This is a genomic window from Thiothrix nivea DSM 5205 (genome assembly GCF_000260135.1).
GTDB classification, from domain to species: domain Bacteria; phylum Pseudomonadota; class Gammaproteobacteria; order Thiotrichales; family Thiotrichaceae; genus Thiothrix; species Thiothrix nivea.
The window spans coordinates 3,585,060-3,609,316 of the sequence record NZ_JH651384.1; the positions used below are offsets into that span (position 1 = coordinate 3,585,060).

General features: G+C 54.4%; 26 protein-coding genes, 1 tRNA gene and 1 pseudogene. 24 read left to right on the forward strand and 4 right to left on the reverse strand.

Annotated features, from left to right (window positions below; translation table 11 throughout):
- Positions 1-83: 83 nt before the first annotated feature.
- The 3 genes from THINI_RS17940 to THINI_RS17950 all read right to left on the reverse strand — a co-directional run bounded on the left by THINI_RS17940 (position 84) and on the right by THINI_RS17950 (position 965).
- On the reverse strand, positions 84-338 hold the full coding sequence (locus THINI_RS17940; protein WP_002709949.1) for a Txe/YoeB family addiction module toxin: 255 nt from the start codon (positions 336-338) through the stop codon (positions 84-86).
- Positions 338-595 carry a type II toxin-antitoxin system Phd/YefM family antitoxin gene (locus THINI_RS17945; protein ID WP_002709950.1) on the reverse strand — a complete coding sequence of 86 codons (258 nt, stop codon included), beginning with the start codon at positions 593-595 and terminating at the stop codon, positions 338-340. Before THINI_RS17945 ends, THINI_RS17940 begins: the two co-directional genes overlap by 1 nt.
- 282 nt (positions 596-877) lie before the next feature.
- A tRNA-Ser gene (locus THINI_RS17950) sits at positions 878-965 on the reverse strand.
- A 202-nt stretch (positions 966-1,167) separates the two neighbouring features.
- On the opposite strand from THINI_RS17950, the gene THINI_RS17955 reads away from it, so the two are divergent.
- From THINI_RS17955 to THINI_RS17980, 6 genes are all read left to right on the forward strand, one after another.
- Positions 1,168-2,193: a PilN domain-containing protein gene (locus tag THINI_RS17955; RefSeq protein ID WP_002709951.1), complete on the forward strand. Its 1,026-nt coding sequence runs from the start codon at positions 1,168-1,170 to the stop codon at positions 2,191-2,193.
- Positions 2,183-2,800: a type II secretion system protein GspM gene (gspM, locus tag THINI_RS17960; protein WP_002709952.1), complete on the forward strand. Its 618-nt coding sequence runs from the start codon at positions 2,183-2,185 to the stop codon at positions 2,798-2,800. The genes THINI_RS17955 and gspM overlap by 11 nt, the downstream gene beginning before the upstream one ends.
- Positions 2,775-3,572, forward strand: a complete 798-nt coding sequence (locus tag THINI_RS17965) for a hypothetical protein (RefSeq protein WP_002709953.1) — start codon at positions 2,775-2,777, stop codon at positions 3,570-3,572. The genes gspM and THINI_RS17965 overlap by 26 nt, the downstream gene beginning before the upstream one ends.
- Positions 3,573-3,695: 123 nt before the next feature.
- Positions 3,696-5,963 carry a type II secretion system secretin GspD gene (gene gspD / locus THINI_RS17970; RefSeq protein ID WP_002709954.1) on the forward strand — a complete coding sequence of 756 codons (2,268 nt, stop codon included), beginning with the start codon at positions 3,696-3,698 and terminating at the stop codon, positions 5,961-5,963.
- On the forward strand, positions 5,953-6,345 hold the full coding sequence (locus THINI_RS17975; protein WP_002709955.1) for a hypothetical protein: 393 nt from the start codon (positions 5,953-5,955) through the stop codon (positions 6,343-6,345). Before gspD ends, THINI_RS17975 begins: the two co-directional genes overlap by 11 nt.
- Positions 6,346-6,481: 136 nt before the next feature.
- A complete protein-coding gene (locus THINI_RS17980) occupies positions 6,482-7,681 on the forward strand; it encodes a hypothetical protein (RefSeq protein WP_002709956.1) in 1,200 nt (399 codons plus the stop codon).
- 3 nt (positions 7,682-7,684) lie between these two features.
- Here the strand turns inward: THINI_RS17980 and THINI_RS17985 are convergent, their stop codons facing one another.
- On the reverse strand, positions 7,685-8,728 hold the full coding sequence (locus tag THINI_RS17985; RefSeq protein ID WP_081485941.1) for an IS701 family transposase: 1,044 nt from the start codon (positions 8,726-8,728) through the stop codon (positions 7,685-7,687).
- A 178-nt stretch (positions 8,729-8,906) separates the two neighbouring features.
- On the opposite strand from THINI_RS17985, the gene THINI_RS17990 reads away from it, so the two are divergent.
- The 18 genes and pseudogenes from THINI_RS17990 to THINI_RS18075 all read left to right on the forward strand — a co-directional run.
- Positions 8,907-9,494 carry a hypothetical protein gene (locus THINI_RS17990; protein WP_002709957.1) on the forward strand — a complete coding sequence of 196 codons (588 nt, stop codon included), beginning with the start codon at positions 8,907-8,909 and terminating at the stop codon, positions 9,492-9,494.
- 259 nt (positions 9,495-9,753) lie between these two features.
- Positions 9,754-10,398, forward strand: coding sequence for a peptidylprolyl isomerase (locus tag THINI_RS17995; protein ID WP_169314644.1), 645 nt, complete (start codon positions 9,754-9,756; stop codon positions 10,396-10,398).
- A gap of 128 nt (positions 10,399-10,526) precedes the next feature.
- Positions 10,527-11,303, forward strand: a complete 777-nt coding sequence (locus THINI_RS18000) for an ABC transporter permease (protein ID WP_040839576.1) — start codon at positions 10,527-10,529, stop codon at positions 11,301-11,303.
- Positions 11,300-12,571, forward strand: coding sequence for an ABC transporter ATP-binding protein (locus tag THINI_RS18005; RefSeq protein WP_002709960.1), 1,272 nt, complete (start codon positions 11,300-11,302; stop codon positions 12,569-12,571). Before THINI_RS18000 ends, THINI_RS18005 begins: the two co-directional genes overlap by 4 nt.
- Complete coding sequence (locus THINI_RS18010; RefSeq protein ID WP_002709961.1) at positions 12,555-13,472, forward strand: lysophospholipid acyltransferase family protein; 918 nt, start codon at positions 12,555-12,557, stop codon at positions 13,470-13,472. The genes THINI_RS18005 and THINI_RS18010 overlap by 17 nt, the downstream gene beginning before the upstream one ends.
- Positions 13,456-14,340 (forward strand): class I SAM-dependent methyltransferase, encoded by an 885-nt coding sequence (locus tag THINI_RS18015; RefSeq protein WP_002709962.1) that lies wholly within the window; start codon positions 13,456-13,458, stop codon positions 14,338-14,340. The genes THINI_RS18010 and THINI_RS18015 overlap by 17 nt, the downstream gene beginning before the upstream one ends.
- A gap of 56 nt (positions 14,341-14,396) precedes the next feature.
- The gene (locus THINI_RS23725; RefSeq protein ID WP_002709963.1) at positions 14,397-15,737 is read left to right on the forward strand and encodes a glycosyltransferase family 2 protein; all 1,341 of its coding nucleotides are present in this window, start codon (positions 14,397-14,399) and stop codon (positions 15,735-15,737) included.
- On the forward strand, positions 15,722-17,785 hold the full coding sequence (locus tag THINI_RS18025) for an HAD-IA family hydrolase (protein WP_002709964.1): 2,064 nt from the start codon (positions 15,722-15,724) through the stop codon (positions 17,783-17,785). The genes THINI_RS23725 and THINI_RS18025 overlap by 16 nt, the downstream gene beginning before the upstream one ends.
- Before the next feature lie 18 nt (positions 17,786-17,803).
- Positions 17,804-17,986 (forward strand): hypothetical protein, encoded by a 183-nt coding sequence (locus tag THINI_RS18030; protein WP_002709965.1) that lies wholly within the window; start codon positions 17,804-17,806, stop codon positions 17,984-17,986.
- A gap of 2 nt (positions 17,987-17,988) precedes the next feature.
- Positions 17,989-18,891, forward strand: a complete 903-nt coding sequence (locus THINI_RS18035; RefSeq protein WP_002709966.1) for a glycosyltransferase family 2 protein — start codon at positions 17,989-17,991, stop codon at positions 18,889-18,891.
- 19 nt (positions 18,892-18,910) lie between these two features.
- Positions 18,911-20,008: a glycosyltransferase family 2 protein gene (locus THINI_RS18040; RefSeq protein WP_002709967.1), complete on the forward strand. Its 1,098-nt coding sequence runs from the start codon at positions 18,911-18,913 to the stop codon at positions 20,006-20,008.
- Positions 20,009-20,305: 297 nt separating this feature from the next.
- Complete coding sequence (gene rplM / locus THINI_RS18045; protein ID WP_040839578.1) at positions 20,306-20,734, forward strand: 50S ribosomal protein L13; 429 nt, start codon at positions 20,306-20,308, stop codon at positions 20,732-20,734.
- 16 nt (positions 20,735-20,750) lie between these two features.
- Positions 20,751-21,143 (forward strand): 30S ribosomal protein S9, encoded by a 393-nt coding sequence (gene rpsI / locus THINI_RS18050; protein ID WP_002709969.1) that lies wholly within the window; start codon positions 20,751-20,753, stop codon positions 21,141-21,143.
- Between the two features lie 311 nt (positions 21,144-21,454).
- A complete protein-coding gene (locus THINI_RS23730) occupies positions 21,455-22,438 on the forward strand; it encodes a porin (RefSeq protein ID WP_002709970.1) in 984 nt (327 codons plus the stop codon).
- Positions 22,439-22,553: 115 nt separating this feature from the next.
- On the forward strand, positions 22,554-22,793 hold the full coding sequence (locus tag THINI_RS18060) for a type II toxin-antitoxin system Phd/YefM family antitoxin (RefSeq protein WP_002709971.1): 240 nt from the start codon (positions 22,554-22,556) through the stop codon (positions 22,791-22,793).
- Positions 22,794-22,796: 3 nt separating this feature from the next.
- The gene (locus tag THINI_RS18065) at positions 22,797-23,183 is read left to right on the forward strand and encodes a type II toxin-antitoxin system VapC family toxin (protein WP_002709972.1); all 387 of its coding nucleotides are present in this window, start codon (positions 22,797-22,799) and stop codon (positions 23,181-23,183) included.
- The gene (locus THINI_RS18070) at positions 23,183-23,677 is read left to right on the forward strand and encodes a hypothetical protein (protein ID WP_002709973.1); all 495 of its coding nucleotides are present in this window, start codon (positions 23,183-23,185) and stop codon (positions 23,675-23,677) included. Before THINI_RS18065 ends, THINI_RS18070 begins: the two co-directional genes overlap by 1 nt.
- A 90-nt stretch (positions 23,678-23,767) precedes the next feature.
- Positions 23,768-24,237, forward strand: a pseudogene (locus THINI_RS18075) (transposase); the annotation flags it as partial.
- Positions 24,238-24,257 lie beyond the last annotated feature (20 nt).

A 24,257-nucleotide genomic window follows, 5' to 3' on the forward strand; every position in this document is an offset into this window, starting at 1 on the left:
GGTGCTTAGAAAGGTTCCAGGCGGATGCAAAAAGCCGGGGCTTGCCCGGCTCTGGTGGTGTGGGTGGTGGGTCAGGCTACGCCCTAATAGTGATAACGGCATTGGGCAATATACAGATGGTCACTTTCCACTTTGTAAACTATCCGGTGTTCTTCGGTAATGCGCCGTGACCAATACCCAGCCCACTGGTGTTTAAGGGGTTCGGGCTTGCCCACGCCTTTAAACGGATTGCGCTTCATGTCTTTGATCAGGTCATTAACCCGCTTCAGTATTTTTCGGTCGGTTTGCTGCCAGTGCAGGTAATCATCCCTGGCATCATCAGCCCAACATAGCAGCATCATTCCACCTCCACGATGTCATGCACTACGCCCCGCCCTGCTTCCAGTTGGGCAATTGCCCTGTTCAGGCGTTCGGCATTTTTCGGGCTTGCTGCAAGGTGTGCGGTTTCCACATAAGCGTTGTATTCATCCAGGGAGATCAGCACTGCCGCCGTGCCGTTCTGCCGGGTAATCAGCAGTGGTACACGGTCTTGCTCCACCTTGTCCAAGGCGCTCGACAAGTTTTTTCTAAAAGCTGAATAACTGATTGCTTCCATTGTTCACATCCTGATTTTGTTGGCGAGTACAAGTTATTGTACCCACTTTCAGGCCGTGAATGTGTTCAGGTTTTCTTCTGCTGCATCAGCCTTTCGGTGCTTGCTGTGAATTCAGCATTGTTTGTATCCTCTTGACGGTGGGTCATGGATACAAACTCTAGTACAAACATTTCGATGGGATGGTATGGCAGGTTATGGGAGGGTGTGACAGCAAAAAGCCCTTACAGATTGCGGCCTGTAAGGGCTTTTTGGGAGTTCATGACACATCATGGAACTGAATAATGGCGGAAAGGAAGGGATTCGAACCCTTGATACGTTGCCGTATACACACTTTCCAGGCGTGCTCCTTCGACCACTCGGACACCTTTCCGCAGTTGCTTTGCCGTGGCAAAAACAAGGGCGCAATCGTAACGCAGGAGCGGTGGCTTGTAAACTGTGTATCCAGACATTTCTGGCGAGTACATTTGGTCGGGTTGTATTCGACACCTGTAGTCGGGTAGGTTAGGATCGGCAGTGGGGTTTACCATACAAAAATAATAGCCATGTCATTTATTCCGAAATTTCAAACATTCATGCGCTGGTGGGGCGAAGGTTTATACGAAAGCCTACCCAATTCGGTGCGCAAACTGTTCCGTGCCGAATTGCCGCGGCTGGTATTGCAGGTTCGTGATGGCCAACAGGCTGATGCCCTGTGGGTGCAGGATGGTAAGCCACAGCAGCGGGGTAGCCTTTCCTTGCAGGACGCAAGCCAGCACTTGCCAACACTGTTGCCGGAACAGGCTAGAAACAAGCCCTATCAGGTAGAACTGCGGCTGGGCAAAGGCCAGGTCTTGCACTTGCAACACTACTTTCCGGAAGCCGTCAGGGAAAACCTGCAACAGGTGGTGGGCTATCAGCTGGATCGCTTGACGCCATTTACGGCGGAAAATGCCTGTTTTGACGCGCGGGTAGTCCAGCACGAAAGGAACCGCAAGGAGGTGTTGGCGGATATTTATGTGCTGCCCCGACATGTCGTGGAGCGCCTGGAGGGGCAGTTACAGGCTCTGGGTGGCAAGGGGATGCAGATCCTGTCCGTCGATGGCGCTCATCCGGATATCAACCTGACCGCTTCCCAGGATGCGCGGCAAGCGCAGGGCTGGTCGATGATCCCGTTGTATTTCTTTCTGGCGGCACTGGTGCTGTCGTTGCTGGTTCCGCTGGGCTACAAATACCGGCGGCTGGGGCAGGTCGAAACGGCGCTGGCTGATTTGCGCCAGTCCACGGCGGAGCAACTGGCGGTACGTGACAAGTTGCTGGAAGCCGAAGATGCCCTGAAATTTCTGGAAGACAAGCGTCGGACTTCCCCGGTAGCCCTGGATGTGGTGGAAAAGCTTTCTACCGACATCCCCGAGCATACCTGGCTGGAACGCCTGGGCATCCAGGGGGGCAAGCTGGAAATCCGCGGCGAATCCGGCAAAGCACTAACCTTGATCGACACCCTGGAAGAAGCGCCGGAGTTCTCGAATGTGCGCTTCAAATCGCCCGTTACCCGCAACAAGGAAAATGGCCGCGACCGATTCCACATTGAAGCCACCCTGGAGGTTCCCCATGCTGAATGAAGCCGTGTGGCGGCAACACCAGAAACTGTTGTCATGGGGGTTACTGGCCTTGTTGCTGGTGGTGGTGGTTTTCCTGTTCATTATCCCGCTGGCGCAAAAATCGCTGGAGTTGAGTGAGCAGATTGACAATGGCTACCAGCAATTGTCCCGTTTCCGGCAGATGACGGTGGCGACACCGGAATTTATGGCGGAATACGAACGGGTGCGGCAGAACGGGCTGGACAAGCTGTTTTACCCGGCAGGCATGACGTCTGCCCAGGTAGCCAAGGAATTGCAGAAACACCTGGCCACGGTCATCACCCGCGACAATGGTGTATTGATTAGCTCCGAAGTCATGGATGATCAACCGGATGAAGCCGAAGAACAGAATTCCGTGTACCAGCAGGTCATGGTCAAGGCGCTTTTCCAGGGCGACCCGGAATTGTTGCGCGAAGTGTTGCACCAGGCATACCGGGCGCGTCCGCTGATTTTCGTGGAAAGCCTGGACATCAAGCCGGTGGAGGGTGATGCAGGTGGCCAGCAACAGCTGGTCAAGGCCGAAGTACAGATTTCAACCTATTGGCGCGGTGGGGAGGTAAAGAATGATCAACCTGACGAAACTGATTAACCCACCGATCCAGCCCCTGTTATGGGGCAGTGGCATGGTCATGCTGGCGCTGGGTACGTGGAGTATCCTCAGCTTGAAAATGCTGGATGAAAATGGTGCGAGCCAGGCCACTGACATCAGCGTGAAAATTCCGGATGCCAGCGTGCTGGATACGCCTAACCTGAATGCCTACCCACAGATGGTGCAGGCTCCCTTGTTCTGGGAAAGCCGCAAGCTGTTTGTGCCGGAACCGGTCACGCCGGAACCGCAAATCGTCACGCCGGTTGACACTACCTTGCCGCAAGGCCGCCTGATCGGGATTATTGATGTGGAAGGCAGTCTGTTTGGCATCATGGAAAATGCTGCGGGTGGCAGTGTCCGTCTACGGGTAGGGGATTCGTGGGGAGCCTGGAAAGTTACCGGCATTGACCCCGACCGCTTGCTGCTGGAAGTGGGCAACCAGCGTCAGGATATCCCTTTGGTGGCGGATTTTGCTGCTCCCCAGGAGAATCCGCGGGTGGTGCAAGCGCGGGCAGCAGCAGCCCAACAAAAAGCCCACCAGCAGGCGCAGCGTCAGCAACAGGCAATGCCTGCTGGCCAAGCGCAACCGTTTGCCAATGCCGTTGCGCCAGCAGCAACAGCAGGTTTGCCGTTCCCTGCTGATGCGGAAAAGCAGCCGCCAGCACTGTCGGTCAATGAGGCTCTAGAGGCTCGCCAGCGCCTGATGGCGGCGCGCTGGGGAGCCTTGACAGGAGAAGACGCGGCAGCCGCCCAGCCGCCCACCAGTCAATAATTTCAATCTATCCGATGAAGTGCACTTCTTATTATCGTAATAAACTATTACTATGAACCAAACGTCTGGTGATTTCTGGTAATCAGGCGGCTAAATAAAAAAAATAAGAAATGGGGTTTGCTTGTGAATTACAGGGACAGCATTATAGGGCTGGTGAGTGTAGCGGTATTGATGTCCGCCTGCACTTCCATCAAAGGTAGCCCGGGATACCGCAGCAATATCAAAAACAAAGGCTTCCAGCGCAGCGATGCAATCAGGGAGCTGGAACCTGCTGCGGTTGGATTATCACGCCCGGTACTGCATCCAACGGATGACGGTGGCATTCAAGCGGTTGGCTATCGGGAAGAAACACCACCCGCGACGCCAGCGTGGGATTCCATGCCAAGCGGCTCGGTCACTACCCCCCAAGACGACAAAGATGTGGAACTGATCTTGGGTAGCCAACAATATTACCGTTCTGACATTGCGGCTCCCAGCACCCGGAGCGGCAAATCATCCGGCGAAGCTGGCGTGGCACTGAATTTTGAACGCGCCAGTATCCGCGAAGTCGTCAAGGTTGTGCTTGGCGACATCCTCAAGGAAACCTATACGGTAGAGCCGGGTGTGGAAGGCGAAGTCACCATCAACTCGACCGACCCGATTCCGCGCGAAAGCCTGATCCCGACACTTGAATCCCTGCTGCAATCACAGGGTGCGGTGCTTTACCGCGATGACACCGGCAATTACCGGGTGGCTGCCCGCGCCAACCTCAAGGGGCGGGGCATGATGCCGTCCACCGGCGGTAAAATCAAACCCGGCTACAGTATGCAGGTTGTGACCTTGCGTTACATACCTGTCACCGAAATGCAGAAAATCCTGGAGCCAATTGCCAGCCCCGATGCGTTTGTGCGGGTTGACCCGAACCGCAACATGATGGTGTTGGCCGGAACCAGTTCCGAACTCGCCAACCTGATGGCTACTATCAATACCTTTGATGTCAATGTGCTGAAAGGCATGTCGGTGGGCATTTATCGCCTGAAAAACGTGGAAGTGTCGGTCGTCGCCAAAAACCTCGACGCCCTGTTTGGGGAAAGCGGCAACAGCCCCATGGCTGGTATGATCAAGATCATGCCGATCGAGCACATGAATAGCATCATGATCATTTCCGCCAACCCGGATTACCTGCGCGACATGAAGGACTGGGTAGACCGCTTCGACCAAGTAAGCCAGACGGCAGGGCAGCAGTTGTTCGTGTATCAGGTGCAGAATGGCGATGCCGAACATTTGGCGGACATGCTCAACCAGATTTTTGGTGGCAAGAAGAGCAGCAGTAGCAATGGGGCATTGCCTGGCAGTAATACCTCCAGCCTTGCGCCAGGTCTGGATGCCGCCACTGTCGGTGCTGATGGCAAGCCGGTGGCAGATCCGGTCAAAACCATGCTGGGGGGTTCCGATGGCGGCGTCACCATCAACCCGGATGCAGAAGTGCGTATCGTCGCTGACAAGATCAATAATTCCTTGATGATTATGTCGAATGAGGATGCCTACAGGCAGATCCTGGAGTCGCTCAAGCGCATCGACGTGATGCCTATGCAGGTGCAGGTGGAAGCTTCCATCATGGAAGTGACCCTGACGGACGGCCTTGAGTATGGCTTGCAATGGTACTTCAAGAACAATGGCAATGCCTTTGGCGCGAACGGTTTGGGTGGTTTGAGTTCCGGTAGCAACGGTTACACAACACCGGGTGGCTTCTCTTTCTCGGCCACGCTGGGGGCCGACCGGGTGATGGGGGCGCTGAATGCATTGGCGCGCCAGTCCAAGGTTCGGGTACTGTCTTCACCATCGATCCTGGTACTGGATAACCAGACGGCTTCCATCAAGGTGGGGGATCAGCAGCCAGTCTTTACCGGTAGCCTCTCCACCCCGAATGGTAATGGCACTAGCCTGACTACGGCTACCACCGTGCAGTACAAGGACACAGGCGTATCCTTGCAGGTCACGCCGCACGTGAATACCAACGGCTTGGTGAAGATGGACATCCAGCAGGACATCACCGACGTGGGTGAAGTTGATTCCGCCACCGGTAACCGCAGCTTCCTGCAACGCAACATCAAGAGCAATGTGGCGGTCAAGAGCGGCGAAACCATCGTGCTGGGCGGCCTGATCCGCGACAACAACACCGAGGGGCGCAATGGCGTGCCGGGTCTGAGCAATGTGCCCGTTGTGGGCAGCCTGTTCAGTGGTAACAGCAAAGGTGGTAAGCGTACCGAACTGCTGGTGCTGATCACGCCAACGGCCATCAAGGATCAGCGCGATCTGGTCAAGACTGGCGAAGAAATGCGTGACCGTATGCGCCGCCTGATGGATGGCGACAAATTCTTTCCACAATTGAGAGGGCAATATGTTGAATAACAAGTTTTTCGGTGTGCTACTAACCGCTTCCCTGCTGACGGCCTGCGGTTCTGGTGAAGATGTGTTGGGCAAGGCGGCGGAAGGGCGTTGGAATGCTTTGATCAGTGGGGATATGCAAGCCGCTTATCAGTACTACACCAAGGCTTTCCAGGAAACTACCCCACTGGATATGTTCAAGCACAAGGTACATAGCGGCTTATGGAAAAAAGCCGAGGTCACCAAGGTGACCTGTACTGAGCCTGGCAAACGCTGCGATGTGGACGTGGAAGTCACGGCAGCAATCAGGATGAGAGGGTTAAAGGAACCCATGGAAAGCAGCGCGACCTTGCACGAGGTCTGGGTCAAGGATGGTTGGTTTTCAGATTGGCGGTACGTGAATTGACGAATGGGCGCATAAATTTTTTATTTGATTCGGTATAATTCATTTAACGCTTGATTCTGGCCAAGTGTGTGATAGAAAAATCCAAACTCCGTTAATTAACCAAAAATGAATGACAATAAAGACAGGAGGCACGCAAGTGTTTAAGAAAAATAAGATTGCCCTCAGCGTTGCGGTTGGGGTTATTGGTGCCGTTGGCATCATGACAAGCGCCCAAGCGGTGCATGTCAATCCGGATGGGACGGGGCAGGTGCTGCTTTTTCCTTACTATAATGCCAAGGAAAACTATGTAACCAACATTAATCTGGTGAACTCCACTGACGAGACCAAGGCAGTCAGGATCAAGTTCCGTGAAAGCAAGCATAGTAAGGATATGTTTGACTTCAATATCTATATGTCGCCCAATGATGTCTGGACAGGGACTTTGAGGCAAAGTGCAGAGCCGGATGAAAACGGCAAGTATGTGGCATCTTTACGTACAACAGACCGGAGTTGTACCCTCCCGGTAAGAATGGCGGCCACTTGTGCAGATGGGAAATGTGAAACCATTCAAAATTTCCATGGTTATCAATACTATAAAGATGCATCAGGTAGTCCGATGTTGGATGCCTCAGATACTCAGGAAGGGTACATCGAAGTTATTGAAATGGGTGTGGTAACAGACGCTGGTGTACAGGCGGATGTTGTTCATGAGGATGGTGAGCCAGTCAACTGTAAGGCGCTGGAAAAGAAATACTGGGCGTCTAATGGTATTTTCACCTTGGCTCCAACCAAGGATCAAAGTCAGGCAGGGATCTCTGCCCCAACAGGTGGGCTGTTCGGTGAAACAGCAGTTCTCAACCTGCAAACCGGGACTTCTTTTGCTGTGGAACCAGTTGCCATTGATAACTATACCAATAGCATTGAGGCGCAAGTTAGCCCGGGCTACAAGCGGTTTATTCAGAAATTGCGCACCAACTGGAAATATGTGCCCCAACATACTCGTCCAGACGATGATTACTTGTTTGACCTCCCATCGCTCGCAAGTGGTGATGTCACAACCAGTAACATTTTGAGAACCGGGGTGACGGGTGCGGCGGAAATGGTCGTGACAACTTGGAAACAGTTTGACCATGATCCGAGTTCAGAAAGTGAACTGGATGTATCTGGAAATCCAGTCAAAGTATTGGATCCTCCCGTTGTAGGTCAACGCATTCCGGGTGATAGCCCCGACAATAACCTTTATGGTGATGATGACGTCACTACTGCATCTGGCGTGAACCCTTATCCGATTGCCCATATCCTGGCGACGAATGCGGTGATGAATGAATATTTCCTGGATCCAACCAATAGCTATTAGGACTTACGCATTGACGGCGGCCTGAAATTGTGGGTTGAGGTGCTGCTTGCCTTGCATGAAGCGGCTGACAAAAGCAGCCACAGCATCCGTGTACAAGTCGCGTTGCCATTGGTAGGCGTTGCTGATGATGTCAACAAACTGCATCTGTTGCAGGTGGACATAGCTGCACAAGGCGGCAAAGATATGGTTACGTATCGGGACGTTGCCGCGTACCTGGAATTTCTCGATATGGCAGACCTGCTTGATCATGCGGTGGTATTGCTCAATCTGCCAATGCTGGTCATGCAGGGTCTGGAAATCCGCTTGCTGGAAGGTGTCATAGGCGTCAGCATTCGGGAGGAAAACCACGTAATGGCGCAGTTGGTCTTTTAACTGCGTCCGAAACAGCTTTACCTCGCCAAATTCGCGTAACCAGACCCTCAGCCCGTCAGCAGGGATGTCCAGTTTCTGTACCTGCACCCATGACCCCTTTTCGGTGGATACCCGGCGGTTGCTTTCCACAGCGAACAGGAACCCCATGCGGTGGTTTCTTACCGTTTTGAGGTTGCCCACACAGGAATACCAGCTATCCCCGGTCATGAAGGCGGGTTGCAGCCCCCATGCCAACACGTCCTCCAGCATGTCGAGGAAATAATCATTCTTGGTCTTGCCCTCTGCCTTGTCATACACCCGGTAGTTGACCGGCAGGCTGCGCCCTTGCGGGTCACTGTAATACAACGTGATCAGGTTCAGCCCCTTGACCACCCGGTGGTGCTTGCCTGACCAGAAGTGTCCAACCAGCTCCATATGCTGGCTGTAGGGTTTGTCCAGCGTACTGTCATCCACATTCAATGTCCCGCCCACCAGGTTCAGCAGCCGCGATGCTTCGTTGAACAGGTCTTTTGGCTCATAGGCTTCCCGCAACAGGAAGCGGTTTACACTGTCATGCGAGATGCCCATCACTTCCGACAGGCGGGTGCAGGTGCTTGATTTCGGTTCACTCATCAGAAACCCCATGTACATTGGCAGGGTGCAATTGGCTGTCGGTGGGCGTTTGGGCCTTCTTATCATTGGCTTTTATGTCGCGTGAAAAACTTATTCCTGACACAGACAGGGCTGCTTCGTCAATGCGTAAGTCCTAAGCTATAATGGTCATACGGACTGGGTTGTGACTTTCCCAATGAAAAAATATGGGGTGGCCTGGAAGGGAGACCTGACTGGTAGCAAGACTTCTCTGGACACTGTCATGACTGACCGGGATGAATTTGATGAACCCCTGTCAACTGACTCAACCCAGCCTGTCATTGTTCGCGAAATGTCATTGCGTGATAAGACGACTGTTTACGCGCGAGTCGATGGATTTGACCGTGAGGAACAGCCATTGGGTTGTGATGGTTCATTTGGCTTCTCTCCGCCTATTCTTGCAGACAAGAAGATGTGTGACTGGACGGAACTGGAGCGTGAAGTTAACGTGATTAACTTTAAGACTACAGATAACGAGTATGACAGCAGTTATTCTGTATTGTCAGGAACCGGACAAATCGAGGAGTCTTTGCCGCCACGTAGGGTGTTGAATGTTGGGCCGTATCTGAGTGGATGGGCGCGGTTGTCCTTCCCAGGTTATGATTTGTCTGCATATCATGATGGAGCAACAACTTATGGCCCTGGTGGCTCAGTGAATCCTCTGCCAACCAGTGAAATTTATCAAGGGGTTCCCGTCATAGGTGCGGCCTTTATCTCTGGTAAGGTTGTTGAAGGGAGCGCTGACGAATTTGGTAATGCAATTCCTCACAAATACAATCGGACTAAGAGTAGCGTTGATATCCTTTATTAAGGTGATTCGCCGCGTTAGTTTTATTTGAAAACTAAGGTTAGGGGGCAGGGTTTATTCCTGCCTCCGCCGTGATGCTTGCTTTATGGGGTTTATTGCTATGCGCCAGAAAATCATTTTGGCATTCTTATGCTCTTTTTCATTGTTAACTATTGCTGTCGCTGATGAAGCTGCTATCAATAGTGTGCCTGATGCTGCTACGGCTGAGGCTGAAAAGAATTTCTTCACTGATACTCTTGTCCAAGATGGCGTAAAGCGTGGTTTGGACAAAAGCCCTGAACTGGCTGAACGGGTCGAGCAATTCCGTAAGGATCAGCTTGCCCACATGGCTCTGGAAGCCGCTACCGATGAGGGGATGCCTGATTTTACCGCCCGAGCTCAGGAACTTTATCAGGCGCGTCTGGAAAAACAATACGATTTGCCATTGCGCTTGCGTGTCCGGGTGTTGGAAATGAACGTGCCAGAGGGTAAAGAAGCTGAAATCCGCGCTCAACTTGAAGACATCCGCAGCCAGGTCACCAGCGGCAAGTTGGAGTTCCAGACAGCGGTGATGGAGCACAGCCAGGCCGGTGATTTGCGGCTTGCCCAGGGTGATAGCTATTGGTTCCGTAAAGGGCAAAAGTCTGATGCTTTCTTCACGTCGGCGGAATCTCTGTCAGCGGACAAACCGCTGGGGGAAGTATTCATAGATGGGAGTAAGGCATACCTGTTGGGTTTCCTGGAGCGCAAGGAAGCTGAAGTCCGTTCCTTTGATGATGTTAAGGCCGAAATCATTGCCGAACTGCAACAGGAATACCGCAAAGATCGCCAGGCGGTATTGCTGGATTCCTTACGCGAACAGTACAAGCAGGAATCTGGAACTACAGCCAATGCAGAAGCTGGGCTGGCTCACAACGAAATAAAATGATCTGACTTTGCTTTCTTTGACTGGTGACTGTCTGCCAGACAACACTTGTTGCCATGACAAAAAGGCCAAGGATGGCCTGTTTTTGGATTGGCGTGAAACTGGGGCGTTGCCAAAACTGGGGGCTATCCATGGTAAATGCAGCCAACCTGACACTGGTTTGGCAATTGCTGCGGCAAGACTTGCGTGGGCGTTACGCAGGGACTGCGCTGGGCATATTCTGGCTGTTGGCGCAGCCGTTGTTCATGCTGCTGGTATATGCGTTGGTATTTGGTGAAATTCTGCAACTGCGGCTTGGAACTGCAACGGATTCCAGCCTGTTTGCTGCCTGGCTGTTTGCCGGGCTGAGCGTGTTCAATGCGTTGGCAGAAGTCTTGACCCGCGCGCCCGCGATTCTTACCGAGCGGCGTGAGCTGTTATTAAACTCCCCTTTGCCTGCCGGACTATTGCCGCTGCTACCGGTGGGTTCCTCCGTGGTGTTGGAACTGTTGTCGGTAGGGCTGTTGTTGTTGTGGCTGTGTTTCCAGGGGCAGTGCCATTGGCAGTTTGTGTTGTTTTACCCCCCATTCCTGCTGGTGCGGGTGCTGTTTTCGCTGGCGTTTGCTTATGCGCTGGCGGTGCTGGGCGTGTTCCTGCGTGACCTGCGTCAGATGATGCCGCCACTGTTGACGGTGTTGCTGCTGGCCTCCCCCATCGTTTACCCCCTGAGCGCTGTACCGGAGCGGTTTTATGCTTGGTTTGCGTGGAACCCGCTGGCACAACTGGTGCAAGGCTACCGTGCCGCCCTGCTGGATGGGGCGTTCCAGTGGGAAGTTTTCACTGCATTGGCGTTGCTGGCCTGCCTGTTGCTGGCGTTTGCCCTGTGGCTGTTCCAACACCTGCTAGCGCGGGCAAGGACTGTCTTATGAGCGCTGACTGGGCAATCCGCCTGCAACAGGCAGGCGTTACTTACCGGCGTTATGCGCATCCACGCGACGCGCTGCTGGAATGGGTGTTGCGGCGTCCGCGCCACCAGCCGTTCCACGCCTTGCAGGGGTTGGAACTGGTGTTGCAGGCAGGTGATTCACTGGGCGTGGTGGGTGACAACGGTGTGGGAAAAAGCACCTTGCTGAAAATGCTGGCGGGAACTTTGCCACCAACTGCTGGCGTGTGCGAAGTCCGTGGCCGCCGTTCCGCCCTGTTGGAGCTGGGAACCGGCCTGCAACCGGAATTCAGTGGTGTGGAAAATGCCCGCATGGGGCTGGCGTTACGCGGCCTTGACCATACTGCCATTGAATGCAAGCTGCCGGAAGTGCTGGCGTTTGCTGAACTCGGCGAATTTGTCCACCAGCCAGTGAAAACCTGGTCCAGCGGGATGGTGGTACGGCTGGTATTCGCCGTTGCCGCCGTGATCGAACCGGCAGTGCTGATTGTGGATGAGGCGCTGTCGGTGGGCGACCAGTATTTCCAGAAAAAATCCCTCGACCGGATGCGCGCCATCCTCGGCAATGGCGCAACCTTGGTGTTTTGCTCCCACAACCTATACCAGATTCGGGAAATGTGCCGTCAGGCCGTGTGGCTGGAGCAGGGCAGGGTACGGATGCTGGGGGATGCGCAGACGGTGGTGGATGCGTATCAGGATAATGTGCGGGGGAGGGGAAATAATGTGGATGAGGGAAGAGGGCAGGCACGGGGGCTTGCCCCTACATGTTCCTCCGTAGGGGCAAGCCCCCGTGCCTGCCCATCTTCGCCGTTTCTCAGGTCTGTCACCCTCAACCGCGATACCTACCAAACCCACGGCCCCTTCTCGGTAAGTATCCGTGTTGCGCAAGGCGACCGCCCGCTAGCCGACATCCACGTCGGCATCGTCATCCGCCGTAACGACGACATCCAGTGCTACGGTATCAGCACTTTGCACGATGGGGTATACATGCAGCCGCTGGGCGATGGGGTGCTGGCAACAACCTTCGTCATTGACCGCTTGCCGTTGCTTTCCGGCGAATATTGCCTGGAGGTCTGGCTGATCGACGCCAGCGGGGTGCATGTCTACGACTCGCGGGAACGCTGCTGCCATTTCCGGGTGCAACAGGCGGGGCAGCAGCAAGGGGTCGGCATGGTATGGCTGCCGCACCGCTGGGAATCGCCCACCGTAACGCTTCAGGCAGGGGAGGTGCGGGAACATGCGCTGGCGGAATGAGGATTTTGCCGTCCGATACAACCTGTTATTCCCCCTGTATGCCCACCTGCCGCCAAGGCTGGGCTACGCGCTGGCCGCCCACCAAGCCGGTTTTTTCCGCCAGCAGCGCACGCAGGAAGAAGCCATGATCCGTAGCCAGATGCAGGGCGCATTCCCTGATGCCAGCGCTGCACAACTGGATGGCTGGCTCAACGATTACTACCGGATGGTCGAGCAGGAAGCACTGGATACCTGGTACTTGCAGCATCAGCCAATCAACCGCATTGTGGAATTGCAGGGGTTTGAAGCAATAGCACAGGCTCGCCGGGAAGGCAAACGGGTATTGCTCACCGGCGGCCATTTCGGGCGCTTCTGGATGGCGGGGCCGGCCATGCGGGCGCTGGGGCATACTACCGGCACCATTACCCGCGATGGTGGTGACGAAAATGTGCATGGCTTGCACCCGGCGGAATACCGTTACCGCCTGTTCAAGCTGCAACGCTTGCAGCAGGCGCTTGGTGGGCCATTCCTGGTGGAAGGCGGCGACTTGCGGGCACTCTACAAAGCCCTGGATGATCACCTGATTGCATTGATTTTTGATGTTCCATACACGGAAGCGCATAAAGGCAGGGTGACAGCTAATTTTATAAACGGTACTATTGACCTGCCTGCCGGTATTTATCGAATCGCAAAAAAAACCAAGGCAGTGATCGCGCCGTTCTTCATGCGTGATCGGGAAAACGGTCGGGTTCGGGCGGAGTTTTCAGCATTGCTTGACCCCGATGACTTTGACGAAACCGCGTTGATGGCAGCGCTTGCCAGCCAACTGGAACAGCGGATCCGGGAAAGCCCCGGCCACTGGTGGTTATGGCCCGCATTGCCTTTGCTACGGAGCAATAACAACAATGAGTCAGATAGATAACCCCCCCTCTCTGGACGAAAATCATTCCCATAGCCAGATTGTTAAACGCATCCCCCGTTATGCCCAGGTACTGGAACTGGGCTGTGGCGACGGCAGTATGTCGCGCCTGTTGCGGGAGCGCTGCCAGGCTCACATCATCGGCATCGACCATGACCCGGAAAGTGCCTGGCGGGCGCAGCCTTACTGTGATTACGTGTTCACGGAAGACTTGGATGACCCGCACAGCCTGGATGCGCTGGAAGGCGAAAAGTTTGATGTGGTCACGTTGATCGATGTGCTGGAACACCTGAAACACCCCAGAGCATTGTTGCAACGGCTAAAACCTTTGCTGCTGGATGAAGGGCAGGTGCTGCTGTCAGTGCCGAATGTCGCCCATGCCTCGGTGCGGCTGGAGTTGCTGAATGGCCATTTCGACTATGAAAAAGCCGGTATCCTGGATGGCACGCACCTGAAATTTTTCACCCTGAAAAGCATCCAGACGTTGTTGGCAAATTCAGGCTATGTGGCCAGCGACGTCGATTACACCTGGCACGACCTGCCGGATGAGGTCATTGCCCACTACCTGCGTTCCGCTGGCATGGAACCGACGGCGCAAGCATTGGCAAAATTCCACGAGCCGGAAGCGATTGCCTATCAATTCATTATATCTGCCATGCCGGACACTCTGGCGCTTCCTGAACAGACCAGTGGGGTGGGGAAGGCGCTCAAGCCGATGGATGCTTCCTGGCGTAGTTGGGGCAGGGTACACACGGAACTGGCGCAGGCGCAGGCAGAGCTGGAACGGGTGTATGCGACCCGCAGTTGGCAGATGCTGCGGCGCGGGGCAACAGCCTGGCGAAGTATTCAGTCCCGATTCACCCTGGGTTGATACACTGCTGTAAGAATAAATAGCACTAATAAGAAAGGGCTGGGGTATATTGTGCAATGAAACGGCAGCACGCAAACAAAAAAGTCAGTGTGATCCTGCCGGTTTACAACCACGAACGTTGGGTAAAACAGGCCATCGACTCCGTGCTTGCCCAATCCTTTCCGGTGCACGAGCTTATCATTATTGACGACGCCTCGCAGGATGCTTCCTGGGAGGTCATCCAGTCCGCTTGCCAGTCGACGCAAGACATCCGTATCCATTGCTTGCGCCATGCAAGTAACCAGGGCGCGCCTGCCACCCTCAATCAAGGCTTGCAGCTTGCGCAAGGCGATTACCTCGCCATCCTCAATTCTGATGACGTGTGGGATAAAGACCGCCTGCAATGGCTGGTGACATTGGCGGAAGCCCAGGCACTGGATTTCATCAGCACCGATGTTGCGCTGCTGGATGCCGATTCCAGCCCGGCAGAACAGCAAGAGCCGCATTGGGTTGGCTGGTTTGAGGGGCTGAAACAGGATTATGCCGTACACAGCGACTTGTGGGCGACCTTATTGCGCGGTAATTGCCTGATTACGACCTCCAATTTCTTTTTTCACCGCCGCGTATACGAATGCGTCGGGGAATTCGCTGATTTGCGCTACGTGCATGATTATGACTATGCCTTACGGGTGCTGCTGGCCGGGTTTCAGATGCGCTTGCTGGTGGGGGAAAAGCTGCTGGGGTATCGCCTGCACGGTGCTAATACCATCCGTGAACGGCCACTGGCGGCCATTGAAGAAAACATGCGCCTATTGCTGAGCTGGTTGCCCGCCCTGCATGAGGTACTGGATGAACAGCGTTTGCAGGGGCTGGAAATTCAGCTGAAGGATTTATACCGCTATACCGGCGAAGAATGGCTGACCGTTGTGCACCAGCGCTTGCTGGCCAGGGAACAGGAGCTGTTTCCGCTGATCAGCGACCGTGATGGCTGGATAGCCGAGCGTGACGCCTGGGTGGCGGAACGTGACGCGATTATCCAGCAACAGGCGGAACATCTGGCCGAACGCGACGCCTGGATAGCTGAGCGTGACGGGATGATTGCGGACATGCAGCAACACCTGATCGAGCAACAACAATGGGTGTGTGAGCGTGATGACTGGATAGCCGAACGCGACGAAATGATTCGTCAGCAGGCAGAACATCTGGCCGAGCGCGACCGCTGGGTGCGTGACCGTGATGGCTGGATAGCCGAGCGCGATGCCTGGGTGGCGGAACGTGACACCATCATCCGTCAGTTGCGCGGGCAGCAGCAGGCATTGCTGGACAGCCGCGCATTCCGTTTGGGGCAAGCGCTGTTAAACCCGTTGCGCCGTTGCCGACAGGTTGTCGTGGGGGGTGGGTCATGCCTGAAAAACTGATCCTGCGGGACTGGCGCAGTATCCGGGCGTGGCTGGAACCACGTCTGCCGCATATCCGCTATATTTCCGTAGACATTTTCGACACCATCCTCGGGCGTTATGTGGGCGACCCGGCGGAAGTCCAGCACGCAGTTTGCCGTCTGGTAGGTGAGCGTGCCGGTATTGCGCCGGAAACGGTCTGGCAAGCTCGCCAGCAGGCCGAGCAGGCGTTGCGCGCGGAAGCCGTGCAGGCAGGTTTCGACCACGAATGCCGCTACAGTGAACTGTTGCCCCGCTGGCTGGTTGGGATGGGGCGGGGGAAAGACGCCGAACTGGCAGCCTTCATTCGCCAGACTGAGTTGGATTTGGAAGCTGCAACCCTCTACGTCAAACCCGACGCACAGGTATTTCTCGATTGGGTGCAGGAGCAGGATGTTGAAATCATCGCCATGTCGGATATGTACCTGGATGGCGAACTGATCCGCGAACTGTTGCGCCGTAAGGGAATGGTGGACTATTTCGCCTTCATCTACGTGTCGGCGGATTTTGGGCTGGGCAAATACAGCGGTCGCCTGTTTCAGCAAATGCTCAAGGTCAAGGGGGTGGAAGCCAGCCAGGTGGTGCATGTTGGTGACAACCCGGTATCCGACCGGCGCATGGCTTGCCGGGAAGGCATTCAAGGCATCTGGCTATATGAAAAGGCCGATCTGCGGCGGCGCGAACGCCAAGCGTTATCCGCCCGCATGGCGCAGCGGGGCGGTATTTGGCAGGGGAGGCACTTTTTTGAATGCGTGCAAACCCGCAGCCAGCAGCAGGATGGCCTGAACCCACGGCATTTCTTTTTCCGCTACGGGCGCGATGTGCTGGGGCCGGCCTTCAGCGTATTCATGCAGGGCTTGCGGGAACGTTTGCAGCAGCAGGCTGAATCCGGCGAACCGGTGGCCAAGCTGTTGTTCGTGGCGCGCGACGGCTTCCTGTTTGAACGCATGTATCAGGCGTCTGGCGCGGGCATTCCATCGGAGTATGTGTACTTGTCACGGCGGGTGATTACCGCAGCCTCAACAGCGGAAGGGCTGAGCCGGGAACAGGCGGTGGTGGCTTTCTACAACCCCAAGCAGCGAGGGCTGGAATCAGTATGTAAAGTTTATGGCCTGCCACAAGCCGCCTTGCAGCCGCTGGCCAGGGAACATGGGTTTGAGGATTTCGCCGCACCCATCCATGACTGGGAAGATACGCGGTTACACCATTTTCTGCGCGATTATCGGGTGCAGGCCATTGTAAGGCGTGCCGGGCAGCGGCATCGTGAGCGGTTGCAGCGCTATCTGGAACAGGTGGGCTTTTTCCAGCATCGGCGCGTGGCGCTGGTGGATATTGGCTGGAACGGAACCGTACAGAAGTTCCTTAAACAGGCGTTTGGGGCGCGGCGGGACTTCCCGATCCTGCATGGCTACTACTTTGCGTTTGTGCCCAAAATGTATGCGGATTTCGGCGATAACAATGTCTGCGAAGGCATTGTGCATGATTCGCGCCGGGGCAATGCCTGTGAGCGCATTCCGGCGGAGTTCGAGGAAATTTTTGAGCAGGGCGCACGTTCGCACGAGGCGACTACCATCGGTTACCGCGAACATGAGGGTATGATCCAGCCGGTGCTGAAGGCGGATGCTGCACCTGACCGTCAGGCGGAGCTGGATTGCAATGTGCTGGTCATGCAGATGCAGCAGGGGATTATGCATCACTGGGAACATTTCCGTGCCGTTCAGAGATTGACCGGTTATGACAGCCAGCAGTTGTTGCCTTACGTGCATGGTTTGCTGGAACGTGCGGTTGTGTACCCGCAGCAGGAAGAAATCCGCCAACTGACCCGGCTGGTGCATACCGAGGATTTCGGCCATGACCATGTACTGGAATTGGGAAGCCGCTCCCTGCGCTGGCGTGACCTGTTGCGCCCGCGCCAACTGATGCGGCGTCTGGAATTGAGCGCATGGCGCTATGCGCTGTTTGGGCAGATGCCTGCTGGAATCGCCAATTTCGCGTTCCGCATGGTGTATTTACATACTGTGAAAAAATAATAATCAACAGGAGGGGGTATGGTGCTGAGTCCGGCCAAATTGTTTGTGTATGCGCTGGCGTTCCGTTTTTCGTCGGGGCGCGGGCGTTGTTTCAGCCCGGGGTTGAAAGCCATGTTGGTGTGGTATGCCACCCGCTTGCGGTTGTTTCTGTTTGACCGTTCTGCCGCCAAATGGTGGCGCGGGCAGCTTGAGCGTTACTGAGCATGGATACGCCCAAAGTCCAGATATTGCTGTCGACCTGGAATGGTGAACGCTGGCTGCCGGAATTGTTGCGCTCGCTGGAGCAGCAGACATTTCAGGACTGGCAGTTGCTGATCAGGGATGATGGCTCCACTGACCGTACCATTCAGATCCTGCTGAAATGGCAGGAGGCCAACCCGCAGCGCTTGAGCGACCTGTTGCTGGATGGCACGCACCTGGGCAGCAAGCTGAGTTTTAGCCGTCTGGTGCAGGCCAGCACCGCGCCTTGCCTGATGTTTTGCGACCAGGATGATATCTGGTTTCCGGAAAAGGTGGAGTTGCAATGCACTGCCCTGCGTTTGCTGGAGGGGAAGTTCGGCAAGGAAAAGCCCCTGCTGGTGCATTCCGATCTGGCAGTGGTGGATGAGCGCAAGGAACTGCAAGCTGTGTCATTGTGGGAATACCGCAACTTCAATGTGGGGCAGCGCAAACAGGCGTATCTGCTGAATAACGTTGTCACCGGCTGCGCCAGCGCCTTCAACCGCGAGGCAGCGCGGCTGGCATTCCCTGTTCCCCTGTACGCGATGCAGCACGACCGCTGGCTGGCGCTGGTCTGCGCATGGTTTGGGCATATCCAGCCGCAGCCACAACCGACCTTGTTGTACCGCCAGCATGGCAGCAACCTGCTGGGTGCGGAACCCGGTGGGCTGTCAGCCTTGGGGGAGCGGGTCGACGCCTGGAGCAGGCAGGCAGATGCTTTCCTGCAACGCTTTGGCAAGCAACTGGATGTGGCTGATTATCGGTTGGTGGAAGCGGTGGCCGGTTTGCGTTACATACGTGGTTGGAAACGCCGTCAGCACATTTTGCATCACCGTTTGTTCAAACAGGGCGTGCTGAGGAACCTGGCTTTGCTCCTGTTTGCCTGAATAGTTTTGGGGATAAACCATGAAAACAATAACAGAGCGCCCTGATGTGGCTGTCATCGTCCTGACCCGTAATGCTGGGCGGTTGTGGCCGGAATGGATCAAATGCCTGCAAAACCAGACTGTCCGTGCGGGCCGTTACCTGGTAATTGATTCCATGTCGACCGACCACACGACAGAACTGGCGGTGGCAGCGGGTCTGGAAGTGTGCCTCATCCACCCGGATGACTTCAGCCATGGCGGAACCCGGCAGTTGGCGGCGCAACTATGCCCCGATGCCAGCCTGTTGGTGTACCTGACCCAGGATGCGATCCTCCGCCAGGCGGATTCGCTGGCAAACCTGTTGCAGCATTTTGATCAGGATGAACAGGTCGGCATGGCGTATGGTCGCCACCTGCCGCGTGCAGGCGCGGATTTGCTGGAATGCCATGCGCGCGGTTTCCAGTATCCGGCGGTTTCATCCGTGCGTGACCGTGACAGTTTCAAGGCCATGGGTTATCGCGCCGCTTTTGCTTCGGATGTGTACGCGGTGTACCGGGCCAGTGCCCTGCGCAGTATCGGCGGTTTTCCCCAGCGCATCATCGTCAGTGAGGATAGTTACGTCGCTGCGCGTCTGTTGCTGGCTGGCTGGAGATCGGTCTATGCGGCGGAAAGCACGGTGGAACACTCCCATCGCTACTCGCTGTTGCAGATATTCCGCCGCTATTTCGATGTGGGGGTGTTCCATGCCTCCGAGCAGCCGCTGATGCAGGCGGTGGGCGCGCCTGACCGGGAGGCGGGGAAATATGTGCGTTCGCTGATTGCTTATCTGTATGCGCGCCAAAAGTGGTTGTTGCCCCTGGCTGCGTTGCAAACCTTCGTCAAGCTGGTCGGGTTCCGTTTGGGCAAGCGTTATCAGCAATTGCCGTTGCCGGTATGCAGGATGATCAGCGTGCAGAAAGCGTACTGGTCAATGGATGGCTGGTTGGGGGAGGGCGTATGCAATACGCCCCTACAGGTGGGTATGGGTAGTAGGGGCGTATTGCATACGCCCTATCCGGGTGCAGCCAGGCAGGAAAAAAGTCAGAAAATGACAAAATTTTTATTACAGAATGTTGACAAAGAAAAATTGGAATATTAGTATATTCTCATATTGTTGATTACCGAATTAACACTCCTCCATCCTCCTTTGGTGGTAATTGCGCGGCTCAGTTGAGTCGCGTTTTTTTTGTCTGGAGGAATGGTTTGCTGGTTTTTCATGCGTTTGTTCCGATTTTGTGCCTCCCGTTTTGGGCGAGGCTTTTTTTTGCTTGCAGCCAGCAGCAAATACTTGAGAAATGGCAGCGCTTCCCCTAAAATGCCGCGTTTCTTTATTCCCCCGCCTGTTCAAGGTTTGGGGCGGATCGGCAAAACAGATTTAAGAAGTGGATTGAGCAAGATGAAAACATTCAGTGCAAAGCCAGCTGAGGTCAAACGCGACTGGTACGTCGTCGATGCCGAAGGCAAGGCGCTGGGCCGTTTGGCCACCGAAGTTGCGCGCCGTTTGCGTGGCAAGCACAAGCCGGAATATACCCCACACGTTGATACCGGTGACTATATCGTCATCATCAATGCTGACAAGGTGGGCATTACCGGTAACAAGGCTAAAGACAAGATTTATTACCACCATACCGGTTACATCGGTAACATGCGTGCTTTCTCATTTGAGAAAATGCAACAGCGTGCACCAGGCCGTGTTATCGAAATGGCGGTCAAAGGCATGTTGCCAAAGAACCCACTGGGTCGTGCCATGTACCGTAAGCTGAAAGTTTACGCAGGCGCAGAACATAACCATCACGCACAGCAGCCTCAGGCGCTGGAATTCTGATCGGGCAGGAATCAAAATGGCTGAAACACAATATTATGGGACTGGTCGCCGCAAATCTTCCGCCGCTCGCGTTTTCATGCGTGCAGGCAGTGGTAACATCACGGTTAACGGCAAGGCTTTGGGTGACTTCTTTGGCCGCGAAACCGCCAGCATGGTGGTGCGCCAGCCGCTGAACACCGTCGACATGGCTGACAAGTTCGACATCAGCGTCACTGTTACCGGTGGTGGCATGACTGGCCAGTCCGGCGCGATCCGCCTCGGTATCGCCCGCGCACTGTTACAATATGATGAAGGTTTGCGTGGCTCGCTGAAGTCTGAAGGCTTCCTGACCCGCGACGCACGTAAGGTTGAACGTAAAAAGGTCGGTTTGCACAAGGCTCGCCGCGCTACCCAGTTCTCCAAACGTTAAATTGCTGGGGGAATTTCCCGCTTTCGGGATGCTTCCTTCTGTATCTGCAAAGCCACAGTGTATGATTACCTGTGGCTTTGTTGTTTCCAGATGCCTGAAATTGAAGGTTTCTTGCCGGTTGTCAGTCATGCCTTTTTTGTTAATTAATCATTGTGGCGTTTCTGCAACATTTGCGGTAAACTTTGTAGCGTATTTGCAAAATAGCTGTTGCAAGACGCTGGCAAGGGATGTATAAATACATTCCGTCAGATTGAACAAAATCGAAATTAAATCTTAATGACAGGACAAACCTTCTAAATAGGAGTCGACTCATGAAAAAAATGCTTGTAATCGCAGTTGCTGCTGCTCTGGTTGCCCCTGCTGCGGCAATGGCTGATACCACCCTGTACGGTAAACTGCACGCTTCCGTTGGTTCTGTTGACAATGGCGCTGGCTCTGAAACTATCGTTGAAAGCCATGCTTCACGTTTGGGCGTCAAAGGTTCCACTGAGCTGGACAATGGCCTGAGCGCTACTTACGGTCTGGAATATGGTCTGAACCTGGATGGTGATAGCAGCCGCGCACTGAGCGCCCGCAATACTTTTGCTGGTGTTAAAGGCGGGTTTGGTGAAGTTCGCATCGGTCGTCACGATACTCCAGCTAAACTGGCTACTGCTGGTCTGGATGCATTCGCTGACACCTACGGCGCAATGGAAAACATCATTGCAACTGATGGTCATCGTGTAGACAATGCTGTTGCTTATATCAATAAGTTTGGTCCGGTTGGTTTTGCTATCGCCCATTCAACTGCGCCTCTTAATGAAGATGTTGGTGCTGCTGTTGATACCGCTGCTAACACTGCGATGGTTAACTATGGCAATGGCCCCATGTATGCTGGCTTGGGTTATACCGATGTGAAAAATGTGGGTTCCACTGCAAACTTGGGCTTGGGCTGGAAAGCTGAAGCTGGTCATTTTGCTAACTTGGTTTATGAACAAGCTGAAGGCGATGGTGCAAATACTGCTGCGGTAGCATCTGCTACAGGCATCCCTGCTGCTGGTGCAAAAGACACTAACGTCTATGTCGCGGGTGGCTACAAGACTGGTGCTGCTACCTTGAAGGTCGGCTACGGCGAAGGCAAACGTGATGGTGCTGGTAAAGAAAAACAGACTAGTGTTGGCGTAGACTACAGCTTGGGTAAAAAGACTTCTGCTTACCTGTTGTGGAACGAAGACAAGAATCTGTCCCGTGCAGCGGTTGAAGCTTCTACTGACAAGCAAACTGCTACTGTTGTTGGTATCGTCAGCGAATTCTAATCCTTCGGGTTTGGAACAAAGCTAGTGGAAAAGGCTCCTTCGGGAGCCTTTTCTCGTTGTGGGAGTGTACCTGTTCATCTATGATGGGGTCATGTAGTGAACTAGGTTTTTGATCATGTTATATCTTAATATCCACGAGGCGAAAACGCATTTGTCCCGTTATCTTGAGCAACTCTTGCAAGGTGAGCGTATTTTCTTGTGTAAGCGTAATATACCCATTGCAGAGATACGCGCACTACCCAAGCCTCTTCAGCAAAAACGCCCAATTGGTTTGGCAAAAGGCGAGTTTACTGTACCAAGCCAGTTTTTTGAGCCGCTACCGGATGATGTGGTGATGGCATTTGAGGGGCATTGAACGATGCGGCTGTTATTGGATACCTGCGCGTTTTTATGGCTGATTTCCGATGATGATAATTTGAGCCAAACAGTGCGTGATCTGTTTCAAGACCCACAGAATGAAGTGTTTTTGAGTGCCATTTCACTGTGGGAAATAACGGTCAAATACCAACTGGGCAAGTTGCCCTTGCCGGAGCATCCGCGCCATTACATACCCCGCCAGCGTCAGGAGCATCAGATTGAACCCTTGAGCTTGCACGAAGATGCTATCCAGCATTTGGGGAATTTGCCAAGTATCCATCGAGACCCATTCGACCGGATATTAATCTGCCAGGCTCTTCAAGAGGGGTTGGTGTTGCTCACGCCAGACCCGTTGATCCAGCAATACCCTGTCAAGGTTATCTGGTAATGGTTTTGAATGTTGTCCGTCAATGCCAGCCATGCACCGCCTGTTGCGATGGCTGGGTGCAGATGAATATCCGTGGTGCGGGTGTCTATCCCGGTTGCCCTTGCCCGCACAGTACCGGCAAAGGGTGCGATGACTACGCTAACCGCCCGGTTGACCCCTGCGACAATTTCAACTGCGGCTGGATCATTCCTAACAGTCCGCTACCCGACTGGATGAAACCCAACGAAGCCAAAGTCATGCTGCTGTTCAACAAGCTCCAGTGGCGTGGCCTGCCGGTTGATCTTGCCGTGCCGGTCGGCAAACGTATTCCGCCCCGTGCCCTCAACTGGCTCAAACAATTTGCCGAAAAGCATGGCCGCCCACTGCTTTACACCGAACAGGTCGTGGTAAATGGCAAATTCCAGAAAGACCAGCAGACCATTGCCTATGGCCCACCTGAATTCCAGCAGGAAGTGATGCAAAAGGTGGCGCAAGGCCAGAGGCTGTGGCGGTGAGGGTCTCCCATCAATTGCCGAAGTCGAACCTTATGGATATTATGGAACTGATGTTACGCAGCAAGCTATCTGCCCAGCTATATTCAGAGGATGAACCAGAACCGCCTTGACCTCTACACGGACTACCTGAGCGTCACTTTTGGCTACGCCACCGCGACCGGGTTGTCCAACATGCTGGATGGCGGCATCAGCCATGATGCCATCAGCCGCTTTCTGTCAGAACGGGAGTACACCTCCAAAGATTTGTGGAAGCAAGTCAAAGGCATGGTCAGGGAGACGGAGTCAGAGGATGGGGTGCTGATCATTGATGATACGGTGGAAGAAAAGCCCCACATGGACGAAAACGACCTGATCAGCTGGCATTATGACCACTGCCTGGGACGTAATGTGAAAGGGATCAACCTGTTGAATTGCCTGTACCATGCGAATGATGTCTCCATCCCGGTAGCGTTTGAACTGGTGCGCAAGCCCATCCGCTACTGCGACCTCAAAACCCGGAAAGAAAGGCGGTGCAGTGAAGTCACCAAAAATGAACAGATGCGATTGATGATAGATCAGCAATTCCCGGTCAAAAAACACC

Bases quoted from the DNA above. Each gene is read 5' to 3' on its own strand.
- THINI_RS17940 (WP_002709949.1), bottom strand. From the start codon at position 338: ATGCTGCTATGTTGGGCTGATGATGCCAGGGATGATTACCTGCACTGG.
- THINI_RS17945 (WP_002709950.1), bottom strand. From the start codon at position 595: ATGGAAGCAATCAGTTATTCAGCTTTTAGAAAAAACTTGTCGAGCGCC.
- THINI_RS17955 (WP_002709951.1), top strand. From the start codon at position 1,168: ATGCGCTGGTGGGGCGAAGGTTTATACGAAAGCCTACCCAATTCGGTG.
- gspM (WP_002709952.1), top strand. From the start codon at position 2,183: ATGCTGAATGAAGCCGTGTGGCGGCAACACCAGAAACTGTTGTCATGG.
- THINI_RS17965 (WP_002709953.1), top strand. From the start codon at position 2,775: ATGATCAACCTGACGAAACTGATTAACCCACCGATCCAGCCCCTGTTA.
- THINI_RS17975 (WP_002709955.1), top strand. From the start codon at position 5,953: ATGTTGAATAACAAGTTTTTCGGTGTGCTACTAACCGCTTCCCTGCTG.
- THINI_RS17990 (WP_002709957.1), top strand. From the start codon at position 8,907: ATGACTGACCGGGATGAATTTGATGAACCCCTGTCAACTGACTCAACC.
- THINI_RS18000 (WP_040839576.1), top strand. From the start codon at position 10,527: ATGGTAAATGCAGCCAACCTGACACTGGTTTGGCAATTGCTGCGGCAA.
- THINI_RS18005 (WP_002709960.1), top strand. From the start codon at position 11,300: ATGAGCGCTGACTGGGCAATCCGCCTGCAACAGGCAGGCGTTACTTAC.
- THINI_RS18010 (WP_002709961.1), top strand. From the start codon at position 12,555: ATGCGCTGGCGGAATGAGGATTTTGCCGTCCGATACAACCTGTTATTC.
- THINI_RS18015 (WP_002709962.1), top strand. From the start codon at position 13,456: ATGAGTCAGATAGATAACCCCCCCTCTCTGGACGAAAATCATTCCCAT.
- THINI_RS23725 (WP_002709963.1), top strand. From the start codon at position 14,397: ATGAAACGGCAGCACGCAAACAAAAAAGTCAGTGTGATCCTGCCGGTT.
- THINI_RS18025 (WP_002709964.1), top strand. From the start codon at position 15,722: ATGCCTGAAAAACTGATCCTGCGGGACTGGCGCAGTATCCGGGCGTGG.
- THINI_RS18030 (WP_002709965.1), top strand. From the start codon at position 17,804: ATGGTGCTGAGTCCGGCCAAATTGTTTGTGTATGCGCTGGCGTTCCGT.
- THINI_RS18035 (WP_002709966.1), top strand. From the start codon at position 17,989: ATGGATACGCCCAAAGTCCAGATATTGCTGTCGACCTGGAATGGTGAA.
- THINI_RS18040 (WP_002709967.1), top strand. From the start codon at position 18,911: ATGAAAACAATAACAGAGCGCCCTGATGTGGCTGTCATCGTCCTGACC.
- rplM (WP_040839578.1), top strand. From the start codon at position 20,306: ATGAAAACATTCAGTGCAAAGCCAGCTGAGGTCAAACGCGACTGGTAC.
- rpsI (WP_002709969.1), top strand. From the start codon at position 20,751: ATGGCTGAAACACAATATTATGGGACTGGTCGCCGCAAATCTTCCGCC.
- THINI_RS23730 (WP_002709970.1), top strand. From the start codon at position 21,455: ATGAAAAAAATGCTTGTAATCGCAGTTGCTGCTGCTCTGGTTGCCCCT.
- THINI_RS18060 (WP_002709971.1), top strand. From the start codon at position 22,554: ATGTTATATCTTAATATCCACGAGGCGAAAACGCATTTGTCCCGTTAT.
- THINI_RS18065 (WP_002709972.1), top strand. From the start codon at position 22,797: ATGCGGCTGTTATTGGATACCTGCGCGTTTTTATGGCTGATTTCCGAT.
- THINI_RS18070 (WP_002709973.1), top strand. From the start codon at position 23,183: ATGGTTTTGAATGTTGTCCGTCAATGCCAGCCATGCACCGCCTGTTGC.